The sequence below is a fragment of the Marilutibacter maris genome, from assembly GCF_003233695.1.
Lineage (GTDB): Bacteria > Pseudomonadota > Gammaproteobacteria > Xanthomonadales > Xanthomonadaceae > Marilutibacter > Marilutibacter maris.
This window is the reverse complement of the sequence record NZ_CP029843.1, coordinates 251,830-275,170: the sequence shown is the minus strand read 5'-3', so window position 1 is coordinate 275,170 and position 23,341 is coordinate 251,830. Positions and strand designations below refer to the sequence as shown.

The 23,341-nt window shown below is 67.9% G+C and carries 15 protein-coding genes; 8 read left to right on the top strand and 7 right to left on the bottom strand.

Annotated features, from left to right (window positions below; translation table 11 throughout):
- Positions 1–24: 24 nt before the first annotated feature.
- On the bottom strand, positions 25–3,519 hold the full coding sequence (locus tag C9I47_RS01245; protein WP_111265119.1) for a hybrid sensor histidine kinase/response regulator: 3,495 nt from the start codon (positions 3,517–3,519) through the stop codon (positions 25–27).
- 374 nt (positions 3,520–3,893) lie between these two features.
- On the opposite strand from C9I47_RS01245, the gene C9I47_RS01240 reads away from it, so the two are divergent.
- From C9I47_RS01240 to C9I47_RS01210, 7 genes are all read left to right on the top strand, one after another.
- Positions 3,894–5,744: a putative nucleotidyltransferase substrate binding domain-containing protein gene (locus tag C9I47_RS01240; protein WP_190238567.1), complete on the top strand. Its 1,851-nt coding sequence runs from the start codon at positions 3,894–3,896 to the stop codon at positions 5,742–5,744.
- Between the two features lie 2 nt (positions 5,745–5,746).
- Positions 5,747–6,373, top strand: coding sequence for an exonuclease domain-containing protein (locus C9I47_RS01235; protein WP_111265117.1), 627 nt, complete (start codon positions 5,747–5,749; stop codon positions 6,371–6,373).
- Between the two features lie 416 nt (positions 6,374–6,789).
- A complete protein-coding gene (locus C9I47_RS17795) occupies positions 6,790–8,739 on the top strand; it encodes a proprotein convertase P-domain-containing protein (protein ID WP_223250224.1) in 1,950 nt (649 codons plus the stop codon).
- A gap of 294 nt (positions 8,740–9,033) precedes the next feature.
- A complete protein-coding gene (locus C9I47_RS01225; protein ID WP_111265116.1) occupies positions 9,034–11,247 on the top strand; it encodes a M4 family metallopeptidase in 2,214 nt (737 codons plus the stop codon).
- A gap of 213 nt (positions 11,248–11,460) precedes the next feature.
- Complete coding sequence (locus C9I47_RS01220) at positions 11,461–13,431, top strand: M20/M25/M40 family metallo-hydrolase (RefSeq protein WP_111265115.1); 1,971 nt, start codon at positions 11,461–11,463, stop codon at positions 13,429–13,431.
- A 148-nt stretch (positions 13,432–13,579) separates the two neighbouring features.
- Entirely contained in the window at positions 13,580–15,910 is a 2,331-nt protein-coding gene (locus C9I47_RS01215; protein WP_223250223.1) for a proprotein convertase P-domain-containing protein, read from the top strand.
- Positions 15,911–16,241: 331 nt separating this feature from the next.
- Positions 16,242–17,399, top strand: a complete 1,158-nt coding sequence (locus C9I47_RS01210) for a KAP family P-loop NTPase fold protein (protein ID WP_111265114.1) — start codon at positions 16,242–16,244, stop codon at positions 17,397–17,399.
- 23 nt (positions 17,400–17,422) lie between these two features.
- Here C9I47_RS01210 and C9I47_RS01205 read toward each other — a convergent pair.
- Positions 17,423–18,558, bottom strand: a protein-coding gene (locus tag C9I47_RS01205) for an IS3 family transposase (RefSeq protein ID WP_111265113.1) whose coding sequence is annotated in 2 segments (ribosomal slippage) — positions 17,423–18,303 and positions 18,303–18,558 — 1,137 coding nt in all. Because the reading frame shifts where the segments join, the coding sequence is not laid out codon by codon here.
- 202 nt (positions 18,559–18,760) lie between these two features.
- Between C9I47_RS01205 and C9I47_RS17385 the strand changes: the two genes are divergently transcribed.
- The gene (locus C9I47_RS17385) at positions 18,761–19,603 is read left to right on the top strand and encodes a hypothetical protein (RefSeq protein WP_145985393.1); all 843 of its coding nucleotides are present in this window, start codon (positions 18,761–18,763) and stop codon (positions 19,601–19,603) included.
- Between the two features lie 201 nt (positions 19,604–19,804).
- Here the strand turns inward: C9I47_RS17385 and C9I47_RS01200 are convergent, their stop codons facing one another.
- The 5 genes from C9I47_RS01200 to C9I47_RS01180 all read right to left on the bottom strand — a co-directional run bounded on the left by C9I47_RS01200 (position 19,805) and on the right by C9I47_RS01180 (position 23,338).
- Positions 19,805–20,161: a hypothetical protein gene (locus tag C9I47_RS01200; RefSeq protein WP_111265112.1), complete on the bottom strand. Its 357-nt coding sequence runs from the start codon at positions 20,159–20,161 to the stop codon at positions 19,805–19,807.
- Between the two features lie 230 nt (positions 20,162–20,391).
- A complete protein-coding gene (gene rpmG / locus C9I47_RS01195; RefSeq protein WP_111265111.1) occupies positions 20,392–20,556 on the bottom strand; it encodes a 50S ribosomal protein L33 in 165 nt (54 codons plus the stop codon).
- A gap of 13 nt (positions 20,557–20,569) precedes the next feature.
- Positions 20,570–20,806, bottom strand: a complete 237-nt coding sequence (gene rpmB, locus C9I47_RS01190; protein WP_111265110.1) for a 50S ribosomal protein L28 — start codon at positions 20,804–20,806, stop codon at positions 20,570–20,572.
- A 286-nt stretch (positions 20,807–21,092) separates the two neighbouring features.
- A complete protein-coding gene (locus tag C9I47_RS01185) occupies positions 21,093–22,907 on the bottom strand; it encodes a DUF885 domain-containing protein (RefSeq protein WP_111265109.1) in 1,815 nt (604 codons plus the stop codon).
- Positions 22,908–22,996: 89 nt separating this feature from the next.
- A complete protein-coding gene (locus C9I47_RS01180) occupies positions 22,997–23,338 on the bottom strand; it encodes a lipid-A-disaccharide synthase N-terminal domain-containing protein (RefSeq protein ID WP_111265108.1) in 342 nt (113 codons plus the stop codon).
- Positions 23,339–23,341: the final 3 nt, after the last annotated feature.

Sequence of the window (23,341 nt, the reverse complement as noted above, 5' to 3'; positions counted from 1 at the left end):
CCACGGGGCCGCAGGCGCGCCGGCTCAGGCGCGGTGGTTCTGTCGTTGCGCGGCCAGGAACGCGCGCATGGTCGCCGGCTTGACCGGCTTGGTCAGCACCCGGCAGCCGTGCTCGCGCGCGGCGTGCTTGAGCGCGTCCGAGCCGTCGCCGGTCAACAGCGCGGCCGGGAACGAGGCCCCCAGCCGCGCGCGCAGCGCATCGATCACCCCCAGGCCGTCGAGGCGGTCGTGCAGGTGGTAGTCGACCAGGGCGACGTCCGGCGGCGGTCCGGCGCCGGCCGCCGCCAACGCGCCATCGGTATCGGTCGCGGTCAGCACGACCGCGCCCCAGCGCTGCAGCAGGGTGCGCATGCCGTCGAGGATCTCGCGGTCGTTGTCCACGCACAGCACGCGCAGGCCGGCCAGGGTGTCGGTATCGGTGATCGACAGCGGCGCGACACTGGCCGCCGAGGCCTCCTCGACCGGCGCCGCCTCGGCGGCCGGGGCACCGAACGGCACGGTGATCGAGAACACGCTGCCGGCGCCGACCCGCGAGCGCACCCGCAGCGGGTGGTTCAGGGTGCGCGCGATGCGCTGGCAGATCGACAGGCCCAGGCCGAGCCCGCGCTCGCCGCCGGTGGTCGGGCCCTCGAAGCGGCGGAACTCGTCGAAGATCTGCGCCAGGTGATGCTCTGAAATGCCCGGCCCGGTGTCCCAGACCTGCAGTTCGACCGCGCCATCGCGCAGCCGCGCGGCGATCAGCACACCGCCGCTGCGGGTGTAGCGCAGCGCGTTGGCGAGGAAGTTCTGCAGCGCGCGGCGCAGCAGGCGGCGGTCGCTGCGCACCCGCCGCGGACGCTCCGGCGCACGCACGCGCAGTCGCAGGCCGCGCTCGGCGGCGATCGGCGCGTACTGGGCGACCAGTTCGCGCAGCAGTTCGTTGACGTCGAAGTCGACGATCTCCGGACGCAGCGCGCCGGCGTCCAGGCGCGAGATGTCGAGCAGGCCGTCGAGCAGGTCCTCGGCCGCGCGCAGGGCGGCATCGACGCGCTCGGCCAGCCGGGTCTGCTCGTCGCCGTCGCGGCTGTCCCGAAGCGCGGTGGTGAACAGCCGCGCCGCATTGAGCGGCTGCAGGACGTCGTGGCTGACCGCGGCCAGGAACCGGGTCCGCGACTGTTGCGCCGCCTCGGCCTCGCGGGTGCGCTGCTCGACGCGCTGCTCCAGGTTCTCGTTGATCTCGCGCAGGGCCTGCTCGGCGCGCTTGTAGTCGGTGACGTCGCTGTAGCTGGTGACGTAGCCGCCGCCGGGCAGCGGACGGCCGCGCATCTCCACCACCTGACCGCTGGCGCGCACCCGCTCGAACACGTACGGGGTGCCGGCGCGCAGGTGGGCGATGCGGCGGCGGACCTGGTCGTTGACGTCGCCCGGGCCCATCTCGCCGCGCTCGGCATTCCAGCGGATCAGGTCGCTGACCGGGCGGCCGACGTAGAGCATGCCGTCGGGGTAGTCGAACAGCTCCTGGTAGCGACGGTTCCAGGCGACCAGACGCAGGTCGACGTCGACCACGCTGACGCCCTGGCTGATGTTCTCCAGCGTGGTCGACAGGATCTGGCGGTTGAAGCGCAGCTCCTGGCTGGCCTCGTCGAGCAGGGCCACCACCTCGCCCAGCTCCATGCCCGAGCCGCGCAGCGCGCTGGTCAGGGTCAGGCGCGCCGAGGCCGCGCCGATCGCCGAGGCCAGCAGGCGCTCGGTGAACTGGGTCAGGGCGCGGTCGGCCGGCTGGCCGGGCTGCCACGGCTGCCCCTGCTGCGCGGCATGGGCCTGGAACGCGCGCCGCGCGTGGCGCTCGCCGACGATGCGTTCGGCCAGGGTCAACAGCTCGCCGGCGCGCACGTTGCCGGTCCAGCCGCCCGGGCCCAACGCCGGACGCTGGGCGTAGGGGTCCAGGAACGGCGTCGCCAGCAGTTGCTCCTGCAAGCGCGGACGCTTGCGCATCGACATGAACACGAACACGCCGATGTTGAACAGCAGCGACCAGAACACGCCATGGGTCAGCGGGTCCCAGCCCTGCAGGCCGAACAGCTGCTGCGGGCGCAGCCAGTCCAGCCCCAGCGGGCCGCGCTCGACCCAGCCATCGTCGAACCAGCCGCCGCCCGCCAGCGCCGGCAGCAACAGGGTGTAGGCCCACAGCAGCGCACCGGCGACCAAGCCGCTGGAGGCGCCGATCCGGCTGGCACCGCGCCAGTACAGGCCGCCGATCAGGGCCGGTGCGAACTGGGCGACCGCGGCGAACGCCAACAGGCCGTGCTGGGCCAGACCGCCGTCGCCCTCGCCCCGCAGCAGGTCGCCGCGGTGGTAGGCGTAGGCGAGCATCGCCAGCATCACGATGGTGATCCGGCGCACCCACACCACCTGGCGATCGATCGCCGGGGTCTGCTGCAGGGTGCCGGCGCGCAACAGCAGCGGCATCACCAGATCGTTGCTGACCATCGTCGCCAGGGCGACGCTGGCGACGATCACCATGCCGGTCGCCGCGGAGAAGCCGCCGACATAGACCATCAACGCGAGCATGTCGCGGTCCAGCGCCAACGGCAGCGCCAGCACGTAGCTGTCCGGCGACACCGCGTCGCCCGACAGCACCGCCTGCCCGGCCAGGGTGATCGGCACCACCAGCACGCTGATCAGCATCAGGTAGCCGCCGAACAGCCAGCGCGCGGTGCGCACATCGGCCGGGTTCTGGCACTCGACCACGGCGACGTGGAACTGGCGCGGCAGGCACAGGATCGCGGTGAACGCGAGCAGGGTCTGGGCGACGAAGCCGGTCGGCAGGCCCGGGGCGAGCACGACATCGGCGGCCTGCACGATGCGCTGGCCGAGATGCCCGTTGCCGGGCAGGTGGGCGAGCGCGAACACGCCGATGGCGACGAAGGCGACCAGCTTGACCACCGACTCCAGCGCCACCGCCAGCACCATGCCGCGGTGGTGCTCGGTGGCGTCGATCTGGCGGGTGCCGAACAGGATCGCGAACACCGCCAGCAGCAGCGCGGTGTAGAACGCCGGATCCGACAGCGGCGGCGCGTTGGCGGGCAGCCCGGCAAGCACGTCCACGCTCATCGCCACCGCCTTGAACTGCAGGGCCACGTAGGGCACCGCCGCGACCAGCGCCAGCAGCGCGACCAGCGCCGCCAGCCCGGGCGCGCGGCCGTAGCGCGAGGACAGGAAGTCGGCGATCGAGACGATCCGGTTCTCGCCGGAGATCAGCACCAGCCGTTCCAGGAACCGCCATCCGAACAGCAGCAGCAGCAGCGGCCCCAGATAGATCGGCAGGAAGCCCATGCCGGTGCGCGCCGCGGTGCCGACCGCGCCGTAGAAGGTCCACGACGAGCAATACACCGCCAGCGCCAGCGAATAGACCGCCGGACGCAGCCAGCGGTGGCGCGACATCATCGCGTCGCTGCGCTGGTCGCCGGCATAGGCCACGGCGAACAGCAAGGCCACGTAGCCCAGCGAAACCAGCAGCAGTACCCAGCCCGGAATCACGCCTGCGATGTTCTCCTCCGCGACAGCACCGGGAGTGTAGCCGGGCCGGGGGCCACAGGTCTTTCGCGGGAGCGGCGTGAGCCGCGATGAGGCCCTACCAGGAAAGCCCCGGTCGCAGCTCACGCAGCTCCTACGGCATGGAGGCGTGACCCATCCCCTGACCCAGGGGGCGGGAGGGACAAGGCTGACGCGTGCTCTTCGTAGGAGCGGCGTGAGCCGCGATGAGGCTCTACCGGGAAGGCCCCGGTCGCAGCTTACGCCGCTCCTACGAGGGCGGGTGATGGACGGGCGCCTGCCGGTCCTCAGCCCTCAGCCCTCAGCCCTCAGCCCAAAGTCGCATGCGCCGGCGCCCGCGCCGTGGCAGGCTGCACGGCATGGAACCGGTGCCCGGCCTCGACCTCGGCGTTCCGCCGTTCGACCTGCTCGACGCGGCCGAGCAGGCGCGGGTGCAGCGGGCGGTCGACCTGGGCTTCCATCCGGCCGGCCGCGTGCTGCTGGCGGCCGGCGCGGCCTCCGAACACGTCCACGTGATCCTCAAGGGCGTGGTCCGCGCCTGGGACGAGGCTGCCGACGGCGGCGAGGGCCGGCGCCTGTTCGCCGACTTCGGACCCGGCGACGTGTTCGGCGCCTGGGCGGTGATCGCCGGTCGCGCCCGCCACCGCTACGAGGCCGCCGAGGACGTGTTGAGCTTCCTGATCCCGGCCCCGCTGTTCCGCGAGCTGCTGGCCGGCAACCCGGCCTTCGCCGCCTGGTTCCACGAAGGCCTGTCGCTGAAGCGGCGGCTGGCCGCCAGCGCGCAACAGCCGTCCGAGCTGTCCGAACTGATGCTGACCCGGGTCGGCGACGCCCAACTGGCGCCGGCGGTGCGGGTCGCCGCCGCCACCCCCGTGACCGAGGCGGCGCGGCGCCTGCGCGAAGCCCGGGTCGACTGCCTGCTGGTCGACCCCTCGCCGACGGACGCCGACGGCGGCCTGGGCATGCTGACCCGCACCGACCTGCTCGAGGCCATCGCCCTGGACGGGGTGCCGGTCGATGCGCCGGTCGGTCCGCTGGCGCAGCGGCCGGTGATCGGCGTGCGCGACCACGACGTGCTGTTCCAGGCCCTGGTCACGATGACCGAGCACCACATCGAGCGGGTCCTGGTCAGCGAGGGCGAAGCGTCGGCGCAGGGCCGCGTGCTCGGCACCCTCGGTATGGCCGAGGTGCTCGCCCACTACACCAGCCACTCGCACCTGATCAGCCTGCGCCTGGAACGCGCCGGCGACCTGGCCGAGGTCGCCGAGGCGGCCCGCAGCATGACCGCGCTGGTGCGCCAGCTGCACGCCCAGGGCGCGCGCATGAGCTACCTGATGGAGCTGGTGTCCGCGCTCAACAGCCGCATCCTCGCCCGGGTGTTCGCCGAAGTGGTGCCGGCGCCGCTGCGCGAGCGCATGTGCCTGCTGGTGCTGGGCAGCGAGGGCCGACGCGAGCAGATCCTCAAGACCGACCAGGACAACGCCCTGGTTCTGGACGACGCGCTGGAATGGGACGGCCTGGATGCGGCGATGCGGCGCTTCGGCGAAGTCCTCGCCGATATCGGCTATCCGCCCTGCCCGGGCGGGGTGATGGTGCGCAATCCGCACTGGCGGATGCGCGTGGGCCAATGGCGCGAACGCATCGAACACTGGCGCCGCGAGCGCGACGGCGGCAGCGCCCTGGACCTGGCGATCGCCCTGGACGCGCGCCCGGTCGCCGGCAACACCGCCCTGTACGCGCCGGTCGCCGAGGCGATCGCCGCGCTGGGACGCGACGAGATCCTGATGCGCGAGCTGGCCCGCGCCTCGCTGGAGTTCTCCACCCCGCTGAACCTGTTCGGCCGCGTGCGCGACGACGCCGGCGGCATCGACATCAAGAAGGGCGGGGTATTCCCGCTGGTCAACGGCATCCGGGTGCTGGCCCTGCGTCACGGCATCGACCGCCACAACAGCTTCGATCGCTGCGCCGCCCTGGTCGATGCCGGCGCACTGTCGTCCGAACTCGGCCGCGACGTGCCGCAGGCGCTGGCGGTGTTCATGCGCCTGCGCCTGGGCGCGCAGTTGCAGGCGCTGGCCGCCGGCCGCGCCGCCGACAACCGCCTCGACCCGGCCTCGTTGCGGCGCCTGGATCGCGAACTGCTGCGCGATGCGCTGCGCGTGGTCAACGCGTTCAAGGACCATCTGCGCGGCGCCTTCCATCTGCGCGACTGACGATGCCGACTCCGCTGCCGCTGCGCCGCTGGCTCGACCGCCGCCGCCATGGCCATGGACCGTGGGGGGCGCTGCTGCGGCCGGCACCGGCGGACAGCTGGGTCTCGCTGGACATGGAAACCAGCGGCCTGGACCCGGCCCGCGACCGCATCCTGACCATCGCCGCGGTGCCGGTCGCCAACGGCCGCATCGGCCTCACCGAGCGCTTCCAGGCGACGGTGCGGCCCGACGCCGGGCATGGACCGCCTGCGGACATCGAGGCGATCCGCCACCACCGCCTGCGCCCGCAGGACCTGGAACACGGACTGGAGGAACACGACGCGGTCGCGCGTCTGCTCGACTGGCTGGGCCCGAGGCCGCTGATCGGTTATCGGATCGGCTTCGACGTGGCGATGCTCGACCGGGTCGCGCCGGCGATCACCGGTTTCCGCCTGCCCAATCCGCGCATCGACCTGGCCGCGGCGTTCCGCGCGCGCCTGCATCGGCGCAATCCGCATGCGCTGGCCGGGGACGCGGGCTTCGAGGCCATCGCCGCGACCCTGGGCATTCCGATGCTGGGGCGGCATACCGCGCTGGGCGACGCCACCACCGCGGCGGCGTGCTGGCTGGCCCTGCAGGCGCACACCTAGACCGGTCGAGCGCGGCGTATTGCGTTGCGGTGCAGCACGGCCGGGATCGACGCCGTCACCGCGCCACCACGCAAACCTGCGATTAAGCGAATACGGTCACGCTTGCACCCTAGCCGGCTTCGCATATTCGCACTTAGTGAAATATTCGATTTGACCGCCCAGCGCCCACGTGGATAACTCGATGGGCGGCCACGTCGTGTCTGGCGTCCGCTTCGCGAAGCCAAGCAACACGCAGCCAGCTTCGCGCACCCTGGCAACGCGCCGGCAAAGGAATCGCGGCGGCGCATTCGCAACCCAGACGCCAGGGTCGTCTCAGGGGGAGGTAATCGACAGCGGCGGCCCGACATCCGGGATCCCGACGCCGGGTCGGTCTGGCGCCGAGCTGCCACCGCACTTTCATTAGGAAATGGAGAGCCATGATGAAGTCCGTTGTTTCCCATTCGCATCCGCTTGCGCTTGCCCTGCTCGTCTCGCTCGGGCTGTCCGCGCCCGCCATCGCCGCCGGCCCCACCGAACCGGGCGCCGCGCCGGTTCCGGTCCGGATCGCCGCGCAGCGCGAAGCCCTGATCAGCCTGCACGGGCGCATCGGCACGACGGCCGCGGGCAACCAGCGCGCCAGCGTGATCCGGACCGACGATGCCGCCTTCATCAAGGTGCACTTCGAGCACTTCTCGCTGCCCGAAGGCGTGACCCTGGAGGTGTCCAACCCCGACGGCAGCGAGGTCTACCACTACAGCGGCGACCATCGCGACGCCCATACCGTCGACGCGGCGCTCGGCCAGAACGGCGAGAGCAGCTTCTCGGCGATGTCGATCAGCGGACCGGTGGCGATCCTGCGCCTGGTCGGCACCGCCTCCGAGCCGTGGACCTCGCGCCACGGCGTGGTGGTGTCGCACTACCTGGAAGGCTATCCCGAGGCGATGCTGCCCGAGCTGCAGGACAGCGGCCTGCTGACCCCGGCCACCGACGTCAACCCGACTTCGATCTGCGGCACCGACGACAAGCGTCCGGTGGCCTGCTACATCGACAGCGATCCCGACGCCTACGACCGCTCGCGCCCGGTCGGCCGCATGCTCAGCAGCGGCGGCAGCCTGTGCACGGTCTGGCGCGTGGGTCCGGACAACCGTCTGTTCACCAACAACCACTGCCTGTCGACCAGCTCCGGCGTGGCCGGCGCCGAGTTCTGGTTCAACTACCAGCGCGCCAGTTGCAGCAGCAGCACCGGCGCGACCGTCACCAAGGTCACCGGCAACCAGATGCTGAAGACCGACGCGGCGCTGGACTACACCCTGTTCACGGTCAACAACTTCGCCGCGCTGGAACCGTTCGGCTACCTCGGACTGGACATCGGCACGGTCTCGGTCGGCGACGGCATGTACATCGCCCAGCATCCCGGCGGCCGCATGAAGGAGCTGGGGGTGATGGACGGCAGCGCCGCCTGCGCGGTCAAATCGACCACCGCCGACGGCACCAGCGGCGAGGCCGGCAGCGACCTGGGCTACACCTGCGACACCGAGGGCGGCAGCTCCGGATCGCCGGTGATCTCGCGCGCCAGCAACAAGGTGATCGCACTGCATCACCTCGGCGGCTGCAACAACGAGGGCGCCAAGATCTCGCGGATCTGGCCGCAGGTGGCCAGCTACTTCAACAACCAGGTTCCCGACGGCGACGACGGCGGCACCACCCCGCCGCCGCCCGGCGACGAGCTGGAGAAGGGCGTGCCGGTGACCGGGCTGGCGGCCACGACCGGCAATGCCGTCGAGTACACGATGGACGTGCCCGCCGGCGCCTCCAACCTGAGCTTCGTCATGTCCGGCGGCAGCGGCGATGCCGACCTCTACGTCAAGTTCGGCAGCGCGCCGACCGACAGCAGCTACGACTGCCGCCCGTACAAGAACGGCAATGCCGAAACCTGCAGCTTCGCCAACCCGCAGGCCGGCACCTGGCACGTCCGGGTCAAGGCCTACAGCAGCTTCTCCGGGGTCAGCCTGGTCGGTGACTACGGCACCGGCGGCGGTGGCGACACCCAGACCTACAGCAACACCAGCGACTACACCATCAACGACAACGCCACGGTGGAAAGCCCGATCACCGTGTCCGGTCGCAGCGGCAATGCCCCCAGCAACGCCAGCGTGGACGTCGACATCCGCCACACCTACAAGGGCGACCTCAAGGTCGACCTGGTGGCGCCGGATGGCAGCACCTACAACATCCACAACCGCAGCGGCGGCAGCGCCGACAACGTGATCGGCACCTACACGCTGAACCTGTCCAGCGAGGCCCTCAACGGCACCTGGAAGCTGCGGGTCAACGACAACGCGAATCAGGACACCGGCTATATCGACAGCTGGAACATCACGTTCTGACCCTTGCGTTCACGGCATGAGCTTGCAGACGCGGCCCCAGGCAGGCCGTCGCACAGTTTCCGCCTACCGTGGCACCGCCACGGCTGGCGGGCTTGGAGTGGGCGTGTATCCGGACGCCCATGGGGGATTCTCACCGACAACGGACAGCCCCCGGAGATCGCCGGGGGGCCGTCGAGGTGATTGCGGTAGATGCGGCATTTCACCGGACCACTGAGTCGTGCGCAGGCGCGATCCAATCTTTCACACTTGAAGGGAAACAAGCACATGAAAGATGCAAACATTCGATGCGGCCGGATGGTCGCGGTTTCGGCACTGGCCATCGGTTTGTCCATCGCGGTCGCGGACGCGGCCGAGCGGGTCGACCTCCAGCGCCTTGATACGGCGCAGGTGAACCAGCAGTACCAGTCGGCCAGCGCGGCGATCGGCACGCCCGCGCGCGCCACCGACCGCCATGCGGAAATGATCGGACTGGAGACCGATTCGGGCCTTGAACTGATCAAGTCCTTCCAGGATCGCGACGGCACCCGCCACTACCGCTACCGCCAGACCTACCGCGGCATCCCGGTGTTCGGCGAGCAGGTGGTGGTCAGCGAGCGCAGCGACGGCAGCGTCCACCGGCTGTTCGGCCAATCGGTGATGGGCCTGGCGAGCGAGCTGCCGGCGGTCGCGCCGAAGCTGGACAAGGCCCGTGCGGCGACGCTGGGCAAGCGCGCCGCGCTCGGCGCCGACCTCGCCCGCCGCACGATCGAGAACGAAACCTCGCAGCAGATGGTCTACATCGACGACAACGGCCGCGCGCGCATGGTCTTCGTGGTGTCGTTCTTCGCCGACGCCCCCGCCGGCGGCGAACCGACCCGCCCGGTCCTGATCCTCGACGCCAACAGCGGCCGCGTCATCAAGCAGTGGGACGCGCTGGCCCACGCCAACGGCACCGGCCCCGGCGGCAACGCCAAGACCGGCGAGTACGAGTACGGCACCGACTTCGGCTACATGGACGTCAGCCAGAGCGGCAGCACCTGCACGATGACCAACTCGCAGGTCAAGACGGTCAACCTCAACCACGGCACCAGCGGCAGCACGGCGTTCTCGTACACCTGCCCGCGCAACACCGTGAAGACGATCAACGGCGCCTACTCGCCGCTCAACGACGCGCACTACTTCGGCAAGGTCGTCTACGACATGTACGACGACTACGTCGGTGCGCCGCCGCTGACCTTCCAGCTCACCATGCGCGTGCACTACAGCAACAACTACGAGAACGCGTTCTGGAACGGCTCGTCGATGACCTTCGGCGACGGCGCGTCGACCTTCTACCCGCTGGTCAGCCTGGACGTGTCCGCGCACGAGGTCTCGCACGGCTTCACCGAGCAGAACTCGGGACTGATCTACTCCGGGCAGTCCGGCGGCATCAACGAGGCCTATTCGGATATCGCCGGCGAGGCGGCCGAGTACTTCATGCGCGGCAGCAACGACTTCCTGGTCGGCGCCGACATCTTCAAGAGCAATGGCGCGCTGCGCTACATGGACGATCCGACCCGCGACGGTCGCTCGATCGGCCACGCCGACGACTACTACAACGGCATGGACGTGCACTACTCCTCCGGCGTCTACAACAAGGCGTTCTACCTGCTCGCCAACAAGACCGGCTGGGATACCCGCAACGCGTTCCGGGTGTTCGCCCGCGCCAACCAGCTGTACTGGACCTCCAGCACCAACTTCGACCAGGGCTCCTGCGGCGTCGAGTCGGCGGCCGAGGACCTGAGCCTGACCGTCGCCGACGTGACCGCGGCCTTCGCTTCCGTGGGCGTGAGCTGCGACGGCGGTGGCGATCCGCCGGGTGGCGGCGAGCTGGAGAAGGGCGTGCCGGAAACCGGGCTGGCGGCCAGCACCGGCAACTCCATCAACTACACGATGGAAGTGCCCGCCGGGGCCTCCAACCTGAGCTTCGTCATGTCCGGCGGCAGCGGCGATGCCGACATCTACGTCAAGTTCGGCAGCGCGCCGACCGACAGCAGCTACGACTGCCGCCCGTACAAGAGCGGCAATGCCGAGACCTGCAGCTTCGCCAGCCCGCAGGCCGGCACCTACTACGTCCGGGTCAAGGCCTACAGCAGCTTCTCCGGGGTCAGCCTGGTCGGCGACTACAGCACCGGCGGCGGTGGCGACACCCAGACCTACAGCAACACCAGCGACTATCCGATCAACGACAACGCCACGGTGGAAAGCCCGATCACCGTGTCCGGTCGTAGCGGAAACGCGCCCAGCAACGCCAGCGTGGATGTCGACATCCGCCACACCTACAAGGGCGACCTCAAGGTCGACCTGGTGGCCCCGGATGGCAGCACCTACAACATCCACAACCGCAGCGGCGGCAGCGCCGACAACGTGATCGGCACCTACACGTTGAACCTGTCCAGCGAGGCCCTAAACGGCACCTGGAAGCTGCGGGTCAACGACAACGCCAACTACGACACCGGCTACATCAACAGCTGGAGCGTGACCTTCTGAGATCGCGTTCTAAGCGTGATGTCATGACCTGATCGCAACCGCGAACCCGTCGCCAGGACAGCTACAGGCGGCCGGTCGCACCGGGGCCCGGCTTCGGCCGGGCCCCGCTACTCCGGATCGCACAGGGAGATCCGACCCGGGCCGACGCGCCCGTCCCTTCCCGAATGCGGGGCACCGCACAAGGCCCCGCATCCGCATCCCAGGAGCTTCGCAATGCAAGGACATATCGCTTCGCTTGCCCTGGTGGCCGCACTGGCCGCCAGCGGTGCCGGCCATGCGCAGACCGCCGACACCCGCCACCACGACCACATCAGCCCGGCGCTGGCCGAGCGCATCGACAGCGACCCGTTCGCGCCGGTCTATGTCGTCACCTCGCAGGACAGCTACCGCACCAGCCTGGCGGCGATCGCCCGCGACCCGACCGGGCTGCGCGACAGCACCGGCAACGCGCTGGTGATATCGCGCATCCAGGCCCACCAGCTCAGCGACGCCAGCCATCGCATCCACGCCGACGAGCACCGCTGCGGCGGCTTCTTCGCCTTCGCCAGCCTGGACGAGGCCGAGGCCTTCCTCGCCAACGAGCGCAGCGCGCTGGCCCAGCAGACCGTGTTCGCGACCTATACCGTCGACAACCAGGACACGGTCGACCCGTGGCTGCCGCTGGTCAGCGAGAGCAACATCCGCGCCACCATCGACCACCTGTCCACCGCCTACCCCAACCGCTACTACGCCAGCACCCATGGCAAGGCCGCGGCCGAGTGGATCCGCGACACTTGGCAGGCCTTCGGCGCCGGCCGCAGCGACGTCAGCGCCGAGCTGTTCGCCTGTTCCAGCTGTTCGACCCAGCCGTCGGTGATCCTGACCATCGAGGGCAGCGACCTGGCCGACGAGGTCGTGGTGCTCGGCGGCCACCTGGACTCGATCTCCAACAGCGGCAGCGGCAACGCGATGAACGCGCCCGGCGCCGACGACGACGCCTCCGGCATCGCGACCCTGACCGAGGTGCTGCGCATCGCCCTGGCCGATGGCTGGAAGCCGCGGCGCACGGTCAAGTTCATGGGCTACGCCGCCGAGGAAGTCGGCCTGCGCGGCTCCAACGCGATCGCCCAGTCCTTCTCCAGCCAGGGCGTGAACGTGGTCGGCGTGCTGCAGCTGGACATGACCAACTACGCCAGCGGCTCCAGCGTCGACATGCAGTTGATCACCGACTACAGCAACAGCGCCCTGCAGCAGTTCGTGCGCGACGTGTTCGACGAATACCTCGCCCCGCTCGGACTGACCCGCGGCACCTACACCTGCGGCTATGGCTGCTCCGACCACGCCTCCTGGACCAGCGCCGGCTACCCGGCCGCGATGATGTTCGAGGCCGCCTTCAACAACCGCATCCACACCACCTCCGACACCCTGGCCAACATGGGCAATAGCGCCCAGCCCAGCACCCCATTGGCCAAGCTCGCGCTGGGCTTTCTCGGCGAACTGGCCAAGACCGACGGCGACACCGATCCGCCGCCGCCCGGCAACGAACTGGAGAAGGGCGTGCCGGTGACCGGGCTGGCGGCCACCGCCGGCAACGCCGTCGAGTACACGATGGACGTGCCCGCCGGCGCCTCCAACCTGAGCTTCACGATGTCCGGCGGCAGCGGCGATGCCGACCTCTACGTCAAGTTCGGCAGCGCGCCGACCGACAGCAGCTACGACTGCCGCCCGTACAAGAACGGCAATGCCGAGACCTGCAGCTTCGCCAGCCCGCAGGCCGGCACCTACCACGTCCGGGTCAAGGCCTACAGCAGCTTCTCCGGGGTCAGCCTGGTCGGCGATTACAGCACCGGCGGCGGTGGCGACACCCAGACCTACAGCAACACCAGCGACTATCCGATCAACGACAACGCCACGGTGGAAAGCCCGATCACCGTGTCCGGTCGTAGCGGAAACGCGCCCAGCAACGCCAGCGTGGATGTCGACATCCGCCACACCTACAAGGGCGACCTCAAGGTCGACCTGGTGGCCCCGGATGGCAGCACCTACAACCTCCACAACCGCAGCGGCGGCAGCGCCGACAACGTGATCGGCACCTACACGCTGAACCTGTCCAGCGAGGCCCTCAACGGCACCTGGAAGCTGCGGGTCAACGACAACGCGAATCAGGACACCGGCTATATCAACAGCTGGAGCGTGACCTTCTGAGATCAACTTCTGACATCGGGTTGCGCGCATCGGCAACCCACCCCTCCGCGCCGCCCGGCGACCCCGGGCGGCGCGGCTTGTGACGGCACTCGCTAACAGTACCCACTGGCAGCACCCATCCATGCGACACCCACCAAGGAGAGGCTCTATGAAAGGTGCATGCGGTCTTCTGACCTTGTTGTCCCTGTCCATCGGCACGGCCCTGGCCGCGCCCGCCGACGTGCGTCCGGCCGCCTTCGATCACGACATCGCCCGGCTCGACCGCGTCGAGCTGCGCAGCATGCCCGCGGTCGACGCGCAGCGCCTGCGCGCGCAGGACCCGCAACGCGAGGCGCGCGGCCTGCCGCCGCGTTTCGCCCAGCCGCTCGCGGTCGATCTGGACCCGCACAATGCCGGCGCCTGGGAAGCCCTCGACGACGACCACCTGGTCTGGCGGCTGCGGGTCGAATCGCGCGACGCGCTGTCGCTGAACTTCGGCTTCGACCGTTACCGCATGCCGGCCGGCGGCTACATGCTGATCTACCCCGAGGGCCTGACCGGCGAGGCCGATCCGCGCCTGGTGCGCCACTTCAGCGACGCCGACAACGAAGCGCACGGCCAGCTGTGGACCCCGATCGTCGCCGGCGACCGCGCGGTGATCGAGGTGGTGGTACCGCGCGCAAGCGTCGATGAACTCGAACTGCACCTGGTCCAGATCGGCCACGACTACCGCGGCTTCAGCCGCATGGCCCGCGAGTCGGCGCTGATCCAGCCGCTGGGCACCTCCGGCGCCTGCAACGTCGATGTCGAATGCCCCGACGCCGATCCCTACTACGACAACATCGTGCGCTCCTCGGCGGCGATCTCCACCGGCGGCAGCCTGTTCTGCAGCGGCAGCCTGCTCAACAACACCGCCGGCGACCGCCGGATGTTCTTCCTCACCGCCAACCACTGCGGCATCAACAGCGGCAATGCGGCCTCGCTGGTGACCTACTGGAACTACCAGAACTCGACCTGCCGCACGCCCGGCAGCAGCTCCAGCGGCCAGGACGGCGACGGCACCCTCGACCAGTACCTGACCGGTTCGGCGTTCCGTGCCGGCAACAGCGCGTCGGACTTCACCCTGGTCGAGCTCGACGACCCGGCCCCGGCCGCCTTCAACCTGTACTGGAGCGGCTGGGACCGCCGCGACATGAACTTCCCCGGCGCGATCGGCATCCACCACCCCAACGTGGCCGAGAAGCGCATCAGCATCTCCACCAGCGCGACCCAGATCAGCGGCTACGGTGGCGGCGCCGGCAGCAGCCACCTGCACATCTTCTGGCAGCCCTCCGGCGGCGTGACCGAGCCCGGCTCGTCCGGCTCGCCGATCTACAGCCCCGACAAGCGCGTGATCGGCCAGTTGCACGGCGGCCCGGCCACCTGCAGCGCGACCGGCAGCAACCGCAGCGACTACTACGGGCGCCTGTTCACCTCCTGGACCGGTGGCGGCAGCAACAGCACCCGGCTGAGCAACTGGCTCGACGCCGGCGGCACCGGCGCGCAGTACATCGACGGCATCGGCCCCGACGGCGGTGGCGGCAACCTGCCACCGAACGCCGACTTCAGCTTCACCGCCAACGACCTGACGGTCAGCTTCAGCGACGGCTCCAGCGACAGCGACGGCTCGATCGCCTCGCGCAGCTGGAACTTCGGCGACGGCGGCAGCTCGACCGCGACCAACCCCAGTCACAGCTACGCCGCGGCCGGCAGCTACGACGTCACCCTGACCGTCACCGACGACGACGGCGCCAGCAACAGCCGCACCCGCACGGTCACGGTCGGCTCCGGCGGCGGCAACCAGTTGCAGAACGGTGTGCCGGTCACCGGCGTGTCCGGCGCCCAGGCCAGCGAGCAGTTCTGGACGATGGAGGTCCCGGCCGGCGCCAGCAACCTGCAGTTCGTCACCTCGGGCGGCTCCGGCGATGCCGACCTGTACGTGAAGTTCGGCAGCGCGCCGACCACCGGCAGCTACGACTGCAGGCCCTACACCGGCGGCAACAACGAGACCTGCAGCTTCGCCAGCCCGCAGGCCGGCACCTGGCACGTGATGGTGCGCGGCTACTCGGCGTTCTCCGGGCTCAGCCTGACCGGCAGCTACGGCACCGGCGGCGGCGGTACCCAGACCTACAGCAACACCAGCGACTACACCATCAACGACAACGCCACCGTCGAAAGCCCGATCACCGTCTCCGGCCGCAGCGGCAATGCCCCCAGCAACGCCAGCGTCGACGTCGACATCCGCCACACCTACAAGGGCGACCTAAGGGTCGATGTGGTCGCGCCCGATGGCAGCGTCTACAACCTCCACAACCGCAGCGGCGGCAGCACCGACAACGTGATCGGCACCTACACCCTGGACCTGTCCAGCGAGCCGCTCAACGGCACCTGGAAACTGCGCGTCAACGACAACGCCAACCAGGACACCGGCTACATCAACAGCTGGAGCGTGACCTTCTGAGTCACGCCCGCCCCCGTATCTCTCCACTGGCCCCAGTGGGCGAACCCCGGCTTCGGCCGGGGTTTTTTTGTGGGGATCTTGCCCCTGCTAAGCGTGGAAGTTGGAACCAGTGCGGCACTTTTTCGCTCGATAGACCTCATTCGACGCAGTAAGCTCACACACGGGATTCGGATCCAACTCACATCTGCAATGGTCTGGATAGCGCACTGATGCTGACACTCCACAGCGCTCCGGACTTCAAGCTCCTTTCGCAGTAGCGGGGGGAAGAACTACATTGAAGACATGTGCCAGGGTAATAGTATTGCGGTGATCAATAGGAAGGGATCAGCCGATGACCAAGAATGCGCCTGCAATCAGCCCAGACCAGCCACTGTCGCGAAGTGATGCAATCGAGCGGGACAGGCTACAACGAACAGGGTTCGCTAAAGCCGCCGTAGCGGCTTTGGCACGCGTCTCGGCCACTGCTGGCTTCGTCCTATCAATCGAAGGCCCTTGGGGCAGTGGAAAAACCTCCACACTGTCGATGATGGAACAGTTGATACGCGAAGAGAACGAAGAAGGCTTGATCGTTGTCCACTTCAATCCTTGGATAGTTGGCGATCGGGAATCCCTACTACGGCAATTCCTCGGCGCGATCGCTTCCGCCATAGAACTTACGGACCATATCGGTAGCGCGAACAAGGTCGCGAAAGAAATTCGAAACTACGCCAAAGTGTTCGATCTCGTAAAGTGGGTGCCGGGTGCAGAGCCTTGGGCCAGCCTCATCAAGGGGGTTATGGAATCCGCAGGCAAGGCCGCTGGCGGCGTTGCCGAACAGAAAGAAAGAGATATCGAAGGTCAGAAGGATCGACTCGAGCGTGCGCTGCAAGAGTTTGACAAAAGGGTCTTTGTGTTCATTGACGACATTGATCGTCTCTTCCCATCTGAAGTCTTCGAGATGGTACGGATCGTCAAGGCGGTGGGACAGCTTCCGAACGTCGGCTATATCGTTGCCTGGGATGCGGAGTACATACGCCGCGCACTGAGGTCAGCCTCGGTACCACGTGCTTCAACCTACATCGACAAGATTGTGCAGGTCCGCCTCCCGCTCCCCGCGATCTCAACGAATTCACGACTAAATCTGATCAATGACGCGCTTTCTTCGTTGCCAGTAGAGGCACTTGCATGGCACTTCCCCAAGCAGGACGAACGACTTCAACACGTTTACTTTCACGGCTTACGTGAGCTTCTTGAGCAGCCAAGAGATATAAGCCGCGTCATCAATACATTGGCAGTAATCGAGCCCGGATTGCGAGGCGAAATCGTTTTGGCGGATATCTTCGGCCTAGCGTGCCTTATGGTGCGTGCGCCGAGGGTATATGACGAACTGCGCAGGAACCCATCGCTTTTCACTAGAGGGTTTGGGAGGCCAGAGGCAGATACAGAAGCCGAGAAGAAGAAGCACTCAGACAAACTGGAACAAGTATATGCCAAGACCCAGAACCACTGACCTGCCCCCGATAGCCGTACCAGTCATTCCTGACAAAGTCCGGGATTGAAGGTTACTGCGTTGTTGGCTTGTTGTGCTCGGTGGTTGGCAGCGAACTGCGATGGCGGGATGCGGCCGCAGCTGCTGTGCGGTCGAACCTCGTTGTAATCACGTCTCCAGTCGGCGATGACGTCACGGGCTTGGGCGAGTGACGTGAACCAATGCTCGTTCAGGCATTCGTCGCGGAACTTTCCGTTGAAGCTCTCGATGTAGCCGTTCTGCATCGGCCGGCCGGGTTCGATCAGCAGGTGTTCGATGCCGTGCTGCTGCGTCCAGGCGATGAAGGCGCGGCTGGTGAACTCCGGGCCGTTGTCAGTGCGCACGGCACGGGGATGGCCGCGGAAGCAGGCCGCCTGATCCAACATGCGCACGACGTAGGCGCCGCTGATGCCATGGTCGACCACGATGTCGACGCACTCGTGGCTGAAGTCGTCGGCGACGGTCAGGCACTTCAACCGGCGGCCATTGGCCAGGGCGTCGCTCACGAAATCCATGCTCCAGACCGCGTTAGGCTGGTTCGCCTGCAACAAGGGCTGGCGTTCTACAACCGGCCGCTTGGCCTTCCGGCGACGACACACGGCCAAGTTCGCCTCGCGGTACAGGCGATAGACCTTCTTGTGGTTCACGTTCGGGAACTCCGGGCGCAGCAAGTCGTGCAGGCGGCGATAGCCGAAGCGCCGGCGCAGCTGAGCCAGTTCGATGATCCGGGCCGACAGCGTCTGTGTAGCAGGTGTTGGGACCGGCTCGTTGCGGAAGGCATCGCGGGATAGCCCCGCAAGGCGGCAGGCCCGGCGCTCGCTCAATTTCGTGTGTTCAAGCATGCGCCGGACCACCTCGCGCTTGCGTTGCGGGGCTAGCGTTTTACCCCGAAGCCGACCTTCAGCGCCTCGATGTCCAGGTGGGCCTCGGCCAGCAACCGCTTCAGCCGGTTGTTCTCAGCCTCCAGCTCCTTCAGTCGCTTGGCGTCTTCGGCTTCCATCCCGCCGTACTTGGCCCGCCACTGGTAGAAGCTGGCCGGGCTGAAGCCGTGCTGGCGGGCCAGCTCGGCGACCGCCATGCCGGCCTCGACCTGCTTCAGGAACCCAATGATCTGCTCGGTGGTGAATCGACTCTTGCGCATGTCCGTCCTCTCGGGTTGACGGACTTTACCCAGATTCGACTGGTATGGCTCAGTGGGGGCAGGTCACCCCGACGCAGTTCGTAGGTTAGTGCAATTCTTATTCCCTAGCGCAGCCAAGGCAAACAATTCGTTTGCATTTGGAAGACAGGTTGATATCGAAGGACACATATCTGCGCCTAGCCGTCTGAGTATCGCCCTAAGCATGGCAATCGGCACATCAGATGTCAGCATGGTTGAGGCAAAGCACTACATCCTCGATCCCAAACAACGAGAGGCGGTGGAATCGAGACTCAGTGACGAGAACGGCCTCGGCTTCTTAGAGATGTTGGGAGAGCTGGCTGACGCCCTTTCTGCGAATGAAGTCAGGAACCTTGAAGATACCTGCCTTGCGATCGCGCGACTGGTAGATCGAGCACCGCTTTCGCGCTCCGACTCGGAACGGCAGCTATTCACAATCTCGACAGAAAGCGCAGCGGTCAGGGCAATCGGCCGGCTCATTGCTTCGTGTGCCCCGGACCAGGCAGAAGACATTGCATACAAGCTCGCTTCCGACCCTGATTCACTGACCGTCGCGGCAGAGATTCTCACCAACGACCTGCGAAACGCCCCTGAGCCTGGAGCGATAGTTTGCAGCAAGAAAGATCATAAGATGGCAGGCATCAAGCTAGCTAAGAATAGCCAGATCGCCTTGAACGCCTCGAAATTTTGGAACTGCGCCAACCCATCCAGAATACTCTGGACAGTAATGCGGGTCGCCCCTAAGTCCGCCAAGGCAGTTTTTCGCCAGATTAAGAAGGATGACCCGACACTTGACAGGTTCGCCCTAGCCTTTCTTAAACATAGCTTTAGTTCTGATGGTGGACAGAGCTACGCACTCCCCAATGATCCCGCTGTAACGAATCTCGTGAGCGTGACGACACTGACAAAGCATGCCAAGAAGCGATTGAGGGATCCAGATGTTGGGTACCCTCTAAGGGCCGCATGGCAATCCGTCGTCGACGGGAGGGTCTTGTATGGCAAAGATGGATCAGACGCCAGGATGTAGCCATGGGGCATGTTCGAGCAAAGAGTTCTCGTCGCAGTCGAAAGCACAGGAAACAAGATAGAGACTGCTTGAAGCTGAGGCCTGCCTCCTGCTAGGTACACGAAGTTCGACGCCATTATGTCTTCGTCGAATGATCATCTTGCAAGATGTGGCCCCATCAACTCTGCCTCAGACCCACGAGGCCGACAGCGGCGGACCGCCCTAGTAGCCGCGGTCGTGCGGGTCGATCCGCAGGGTGCCGGGGACCTCGCCGTCGTTGAGCAGGATGATCACCGGGCGTTCGGCGCCGGTGTACGGGAACAGCGCGCGGGCGATGCCCTGGTAGCTGGGGCCGAAGTAGCTCCAGGCCGCTTCGGGTTGGGCGATATGTTCGTTGGTGCCGCCGACGCTGATCTCCAGGCCGCTCGCGGCGACGGTGATCCGCGGTTCGCGGGTGCAGTCGCCCGCCGGGGCGTAGCGGCCGTAGCTGTCGGCGAAGCTGTTGGCGGGCAGCGGGGCCTCGGCCTGCGCGGCGGGAGCGGCGAGGACGATTCCGAGCAGGAGGGCGTATCGGCGCATGGCGGCCACCGCGGGCGGGAGGGGTTCCGATGGGAACGCCGCCGCGATCCCGGGGCGGCCAGGGCCAGGCGTGGCGACCGGAGCCCACGCCACGCACCGCGGATGCGGATGCCGCCCCGAACTCCGGCCCCGGAAACGCAGACAGCCCGCCGAAGCGGGCTGTCGGTGTCCCGGCAAGGACCGGGAGAAGTGTGGCAAGGGCGGCCGCGGGAAGCGACCGCGCCGCTACCTCACTTGATCTTGCCTTCCTTGTAGATCACGTGCTTGCGAACGACGGGATCGTACTTCTTGATCTCCATCTTGCCAGGCGTGTTCTTCTTGTTCTTGTCGGTGGTGTAGAAGTGGCCGGTGCCGGCCGAGGAGATCAGGCGGATCTTGTCGCGCTTGGAAGCCATGGTTCAGTTCTCCTCAGATCTTTTCGCCGCGGGCGCGCAGGTCGGCGAGAACGGCATCGATGCCCTTCTTGTCGATGGTGCGCAGGGCCTTGGTGGAAACACGCAGCTTCACCCAGCGGTTCTCGCTGGCGACCCAGAACTTGCGCTCGTGCAGGTTCGGGAGGAAACGGCGACGGGTCTTGTTCATCGCGTGCGAGACGTTGTTGCCGGTCGTCGTACGCTTGCCGGTGACTTGGCATACTCGGGACATTACGCACCTCGTAATCTGTGGTGTCTCCCTTGGCCAGGGAGGCGTCGGCCCCAGCGCCGCCGGACCATCCGGGGCGATGCGCGATACGGGAGGGTGGAGCCCCGCCGGGGCGGGTCGCTGCCGATGGCGGCCGGAATCGCGCTTCCGGGACCGCCCGGGCGGGTCGTCAGACCCGCTCGGACACAGCGAGCCGGGCATTATGCATGCCCGGCCCCGTCCACGCAAGACTTATCCACAAGCGCGCGGGCGGACGCCCGTTCAGCGCCGGCCGATCCGCCGCCGCCCGTCAACCGCGCGCGTCGCCCTTGCCCTTCTCGGCCGCGATCCAGCGTCGCACCTCGGTCTCCAGCACCGGCAGCGGCAGCGAGCCCTGGCGCAGCACCGCGTCATGGAAGTCCTTGATGTCGAAGGCGTCGCCCAGCGCGCGCTCGGCCTCGCCGCGCAGGCGCACGATCGCGATCTCGCCCAGCTTGTAGCTCAGCGCCTGGCCCGGCCAGGAGATGTAGCGGTCGACCTCGGTGGTGACCTCGTGCTCGCTCAGCGCGGTGCGGTCGCGCAGGTAGGCCAGGGCCTGCTCGCGGCTCCAGCCCTTGGCGTGCACGCCGGTGTCGATCACCAGCCGGCAGGCGCGCCACATCTCGTAGGTCAGGCGGCCGAACTCCTCGTAGGGGGTCTGGTAGATGCCCATCTCCTGGCCCAGCTTCTCGGTGTACAGCGCCCAGCCCTCGCCGTAGGCGGAGATGTAGGACTCGCGGCGGAACGCCGGCTGGCCCTGCTGCTCGCCGGCCAGCGCGCCCTGCAGGGCGTGGCCCGGCGAGGCCTCGTGCAGGGTCAGCGCCGGCAGGTTGTACAGCGGGCGCGACGGCAGGTCGTAGGTGTTGACCCAGTAGGTGCCGTTGCCGCCGCGGCCGGCGGTCCAGAACGGCGCGATGTCGTCGGGCACCGGGATGATGGTGAAGCGCCCGCGCGGCAGGGTGCCGATGAACTTGCCGACCTCGCCGTCGACCCGCTTGGCGATCCAGGCGGCGCGGTCGAGCAGGGCCTGCGGGGTGTCGACGTAGAACTGCGGGTCGGTGCGCAGGAAGTGCAGGAACGCGGGAAAGGTCTCCTCGCCGGCCGGCGGCTGGAAGCCGCTGCGGGCGATCACCGCGTCCATCTCGGCCTGGATCCGCGCGACCTCGGCCAGGCCGATCTGGTGGATCTGCTCCGGCGACAGGTCGAGGGTGGTGTATTCGCGGATCTGCTGGCGGTACCAGGCCTCGCCGCCGGGCATCTGCGAGGCGCCCAGGCTGGTGCGGGCGCCGGGCACGTACTCGTCGCGGAAGAACGCCAGCAGGTGGGCGAAGGCCGGAATCACCCGCTCGCGGATCGCCGTCTGCGCCTCGCGCTGCAGGCGCGCCTGCTCGGCCGGGGCGATCCGCGACGACATCGCGCGGAACGGCGCGTACAGGTTGGCCTCGGTCGGGTCGTCGAGTGCCGCGGTCGTCGCGATCGAGACCTCGCGCCCGTCCAGCACCGCGCGCGGCACACTGAAACCGCGCGCCAGGCCGGCGCGCATGTTGACGATCTGCGCGTCGAAGTAGCGCGGCACGTCATCGAGGCGGGCGATGTAGGCCTCGGCGGCCTCGACGTCGTCGAAGCGGGTGCGCGCCATGAACCCCAGGTTCGACCAGAACGAGGAGTCGGAGTTGAACGGCATCTCGTAGCTGCGCATGCGCACCTCGGCGGCGAGGTTCTCCACCTGCGCGCGGTACACCGCGAGATTGATCCGGCTCTCGTCCGACAGCGCGGCCGCGTCGATGCCGTCGAGTTCGCCCAGCACCCGCTCCCAGACCTTCAGCCGGGCCTGCTGGCTGGCGGCGTCGACCGAGGGCAGGCGGCGGTTGCCGGCCTCGCCGTCGCTGTCCTCGTCGGCATCGCCGTACTCGCGCTGGCGCCAGCTCCATTCCTGTTCGTAGATCGCCTTGAAGCGGGCGTCGGCGTCGCCGCGGGGCACGCTGACGGCGGCCGGCGCCGCGGCGGGCTCAGCTGCCGCTGCGGGCGCGGCGGCGACCTGCAGGGCGAGGAAGAGAGGGCTCAACGCAAGGACGGCAAGGCGCATCGGACTCGGCTCGGTCGTGGCGAAGCCCCGATTCTCGCATCCCGGCGGCGCTGCCGGCTGTGCGCCGGCGGGCGTCTGCCGCGATCGGGTCAGTGCCCGGCCTTGTCGCGGTGCCAACCGCGGTGGCGGATGTCCAGGTACAGGCTGTAGGCGGCGGTGAACGACGGGAACAGGTTCTGCACCACCCCGACCGCGTCCTGCTTCTGCGAGAACAGGAAATAGCTCAGGGTCATCGCGCTGCCGCACAGGCTCATGTACCAGAACAGCCGCGGGATCACCGGCTTGCCGTGGCGGCGCGAGGCGATGAACTGGACCACCCAGCGCGCACCGAACATGAACGCGCCGGTGAGGCCGATCATCTTCCACGGCGACATGTGGATGCCGGTCCACTCCAGCCAGGCGACCGGGTTGTTCATGAAGTCGACGGCCATCGC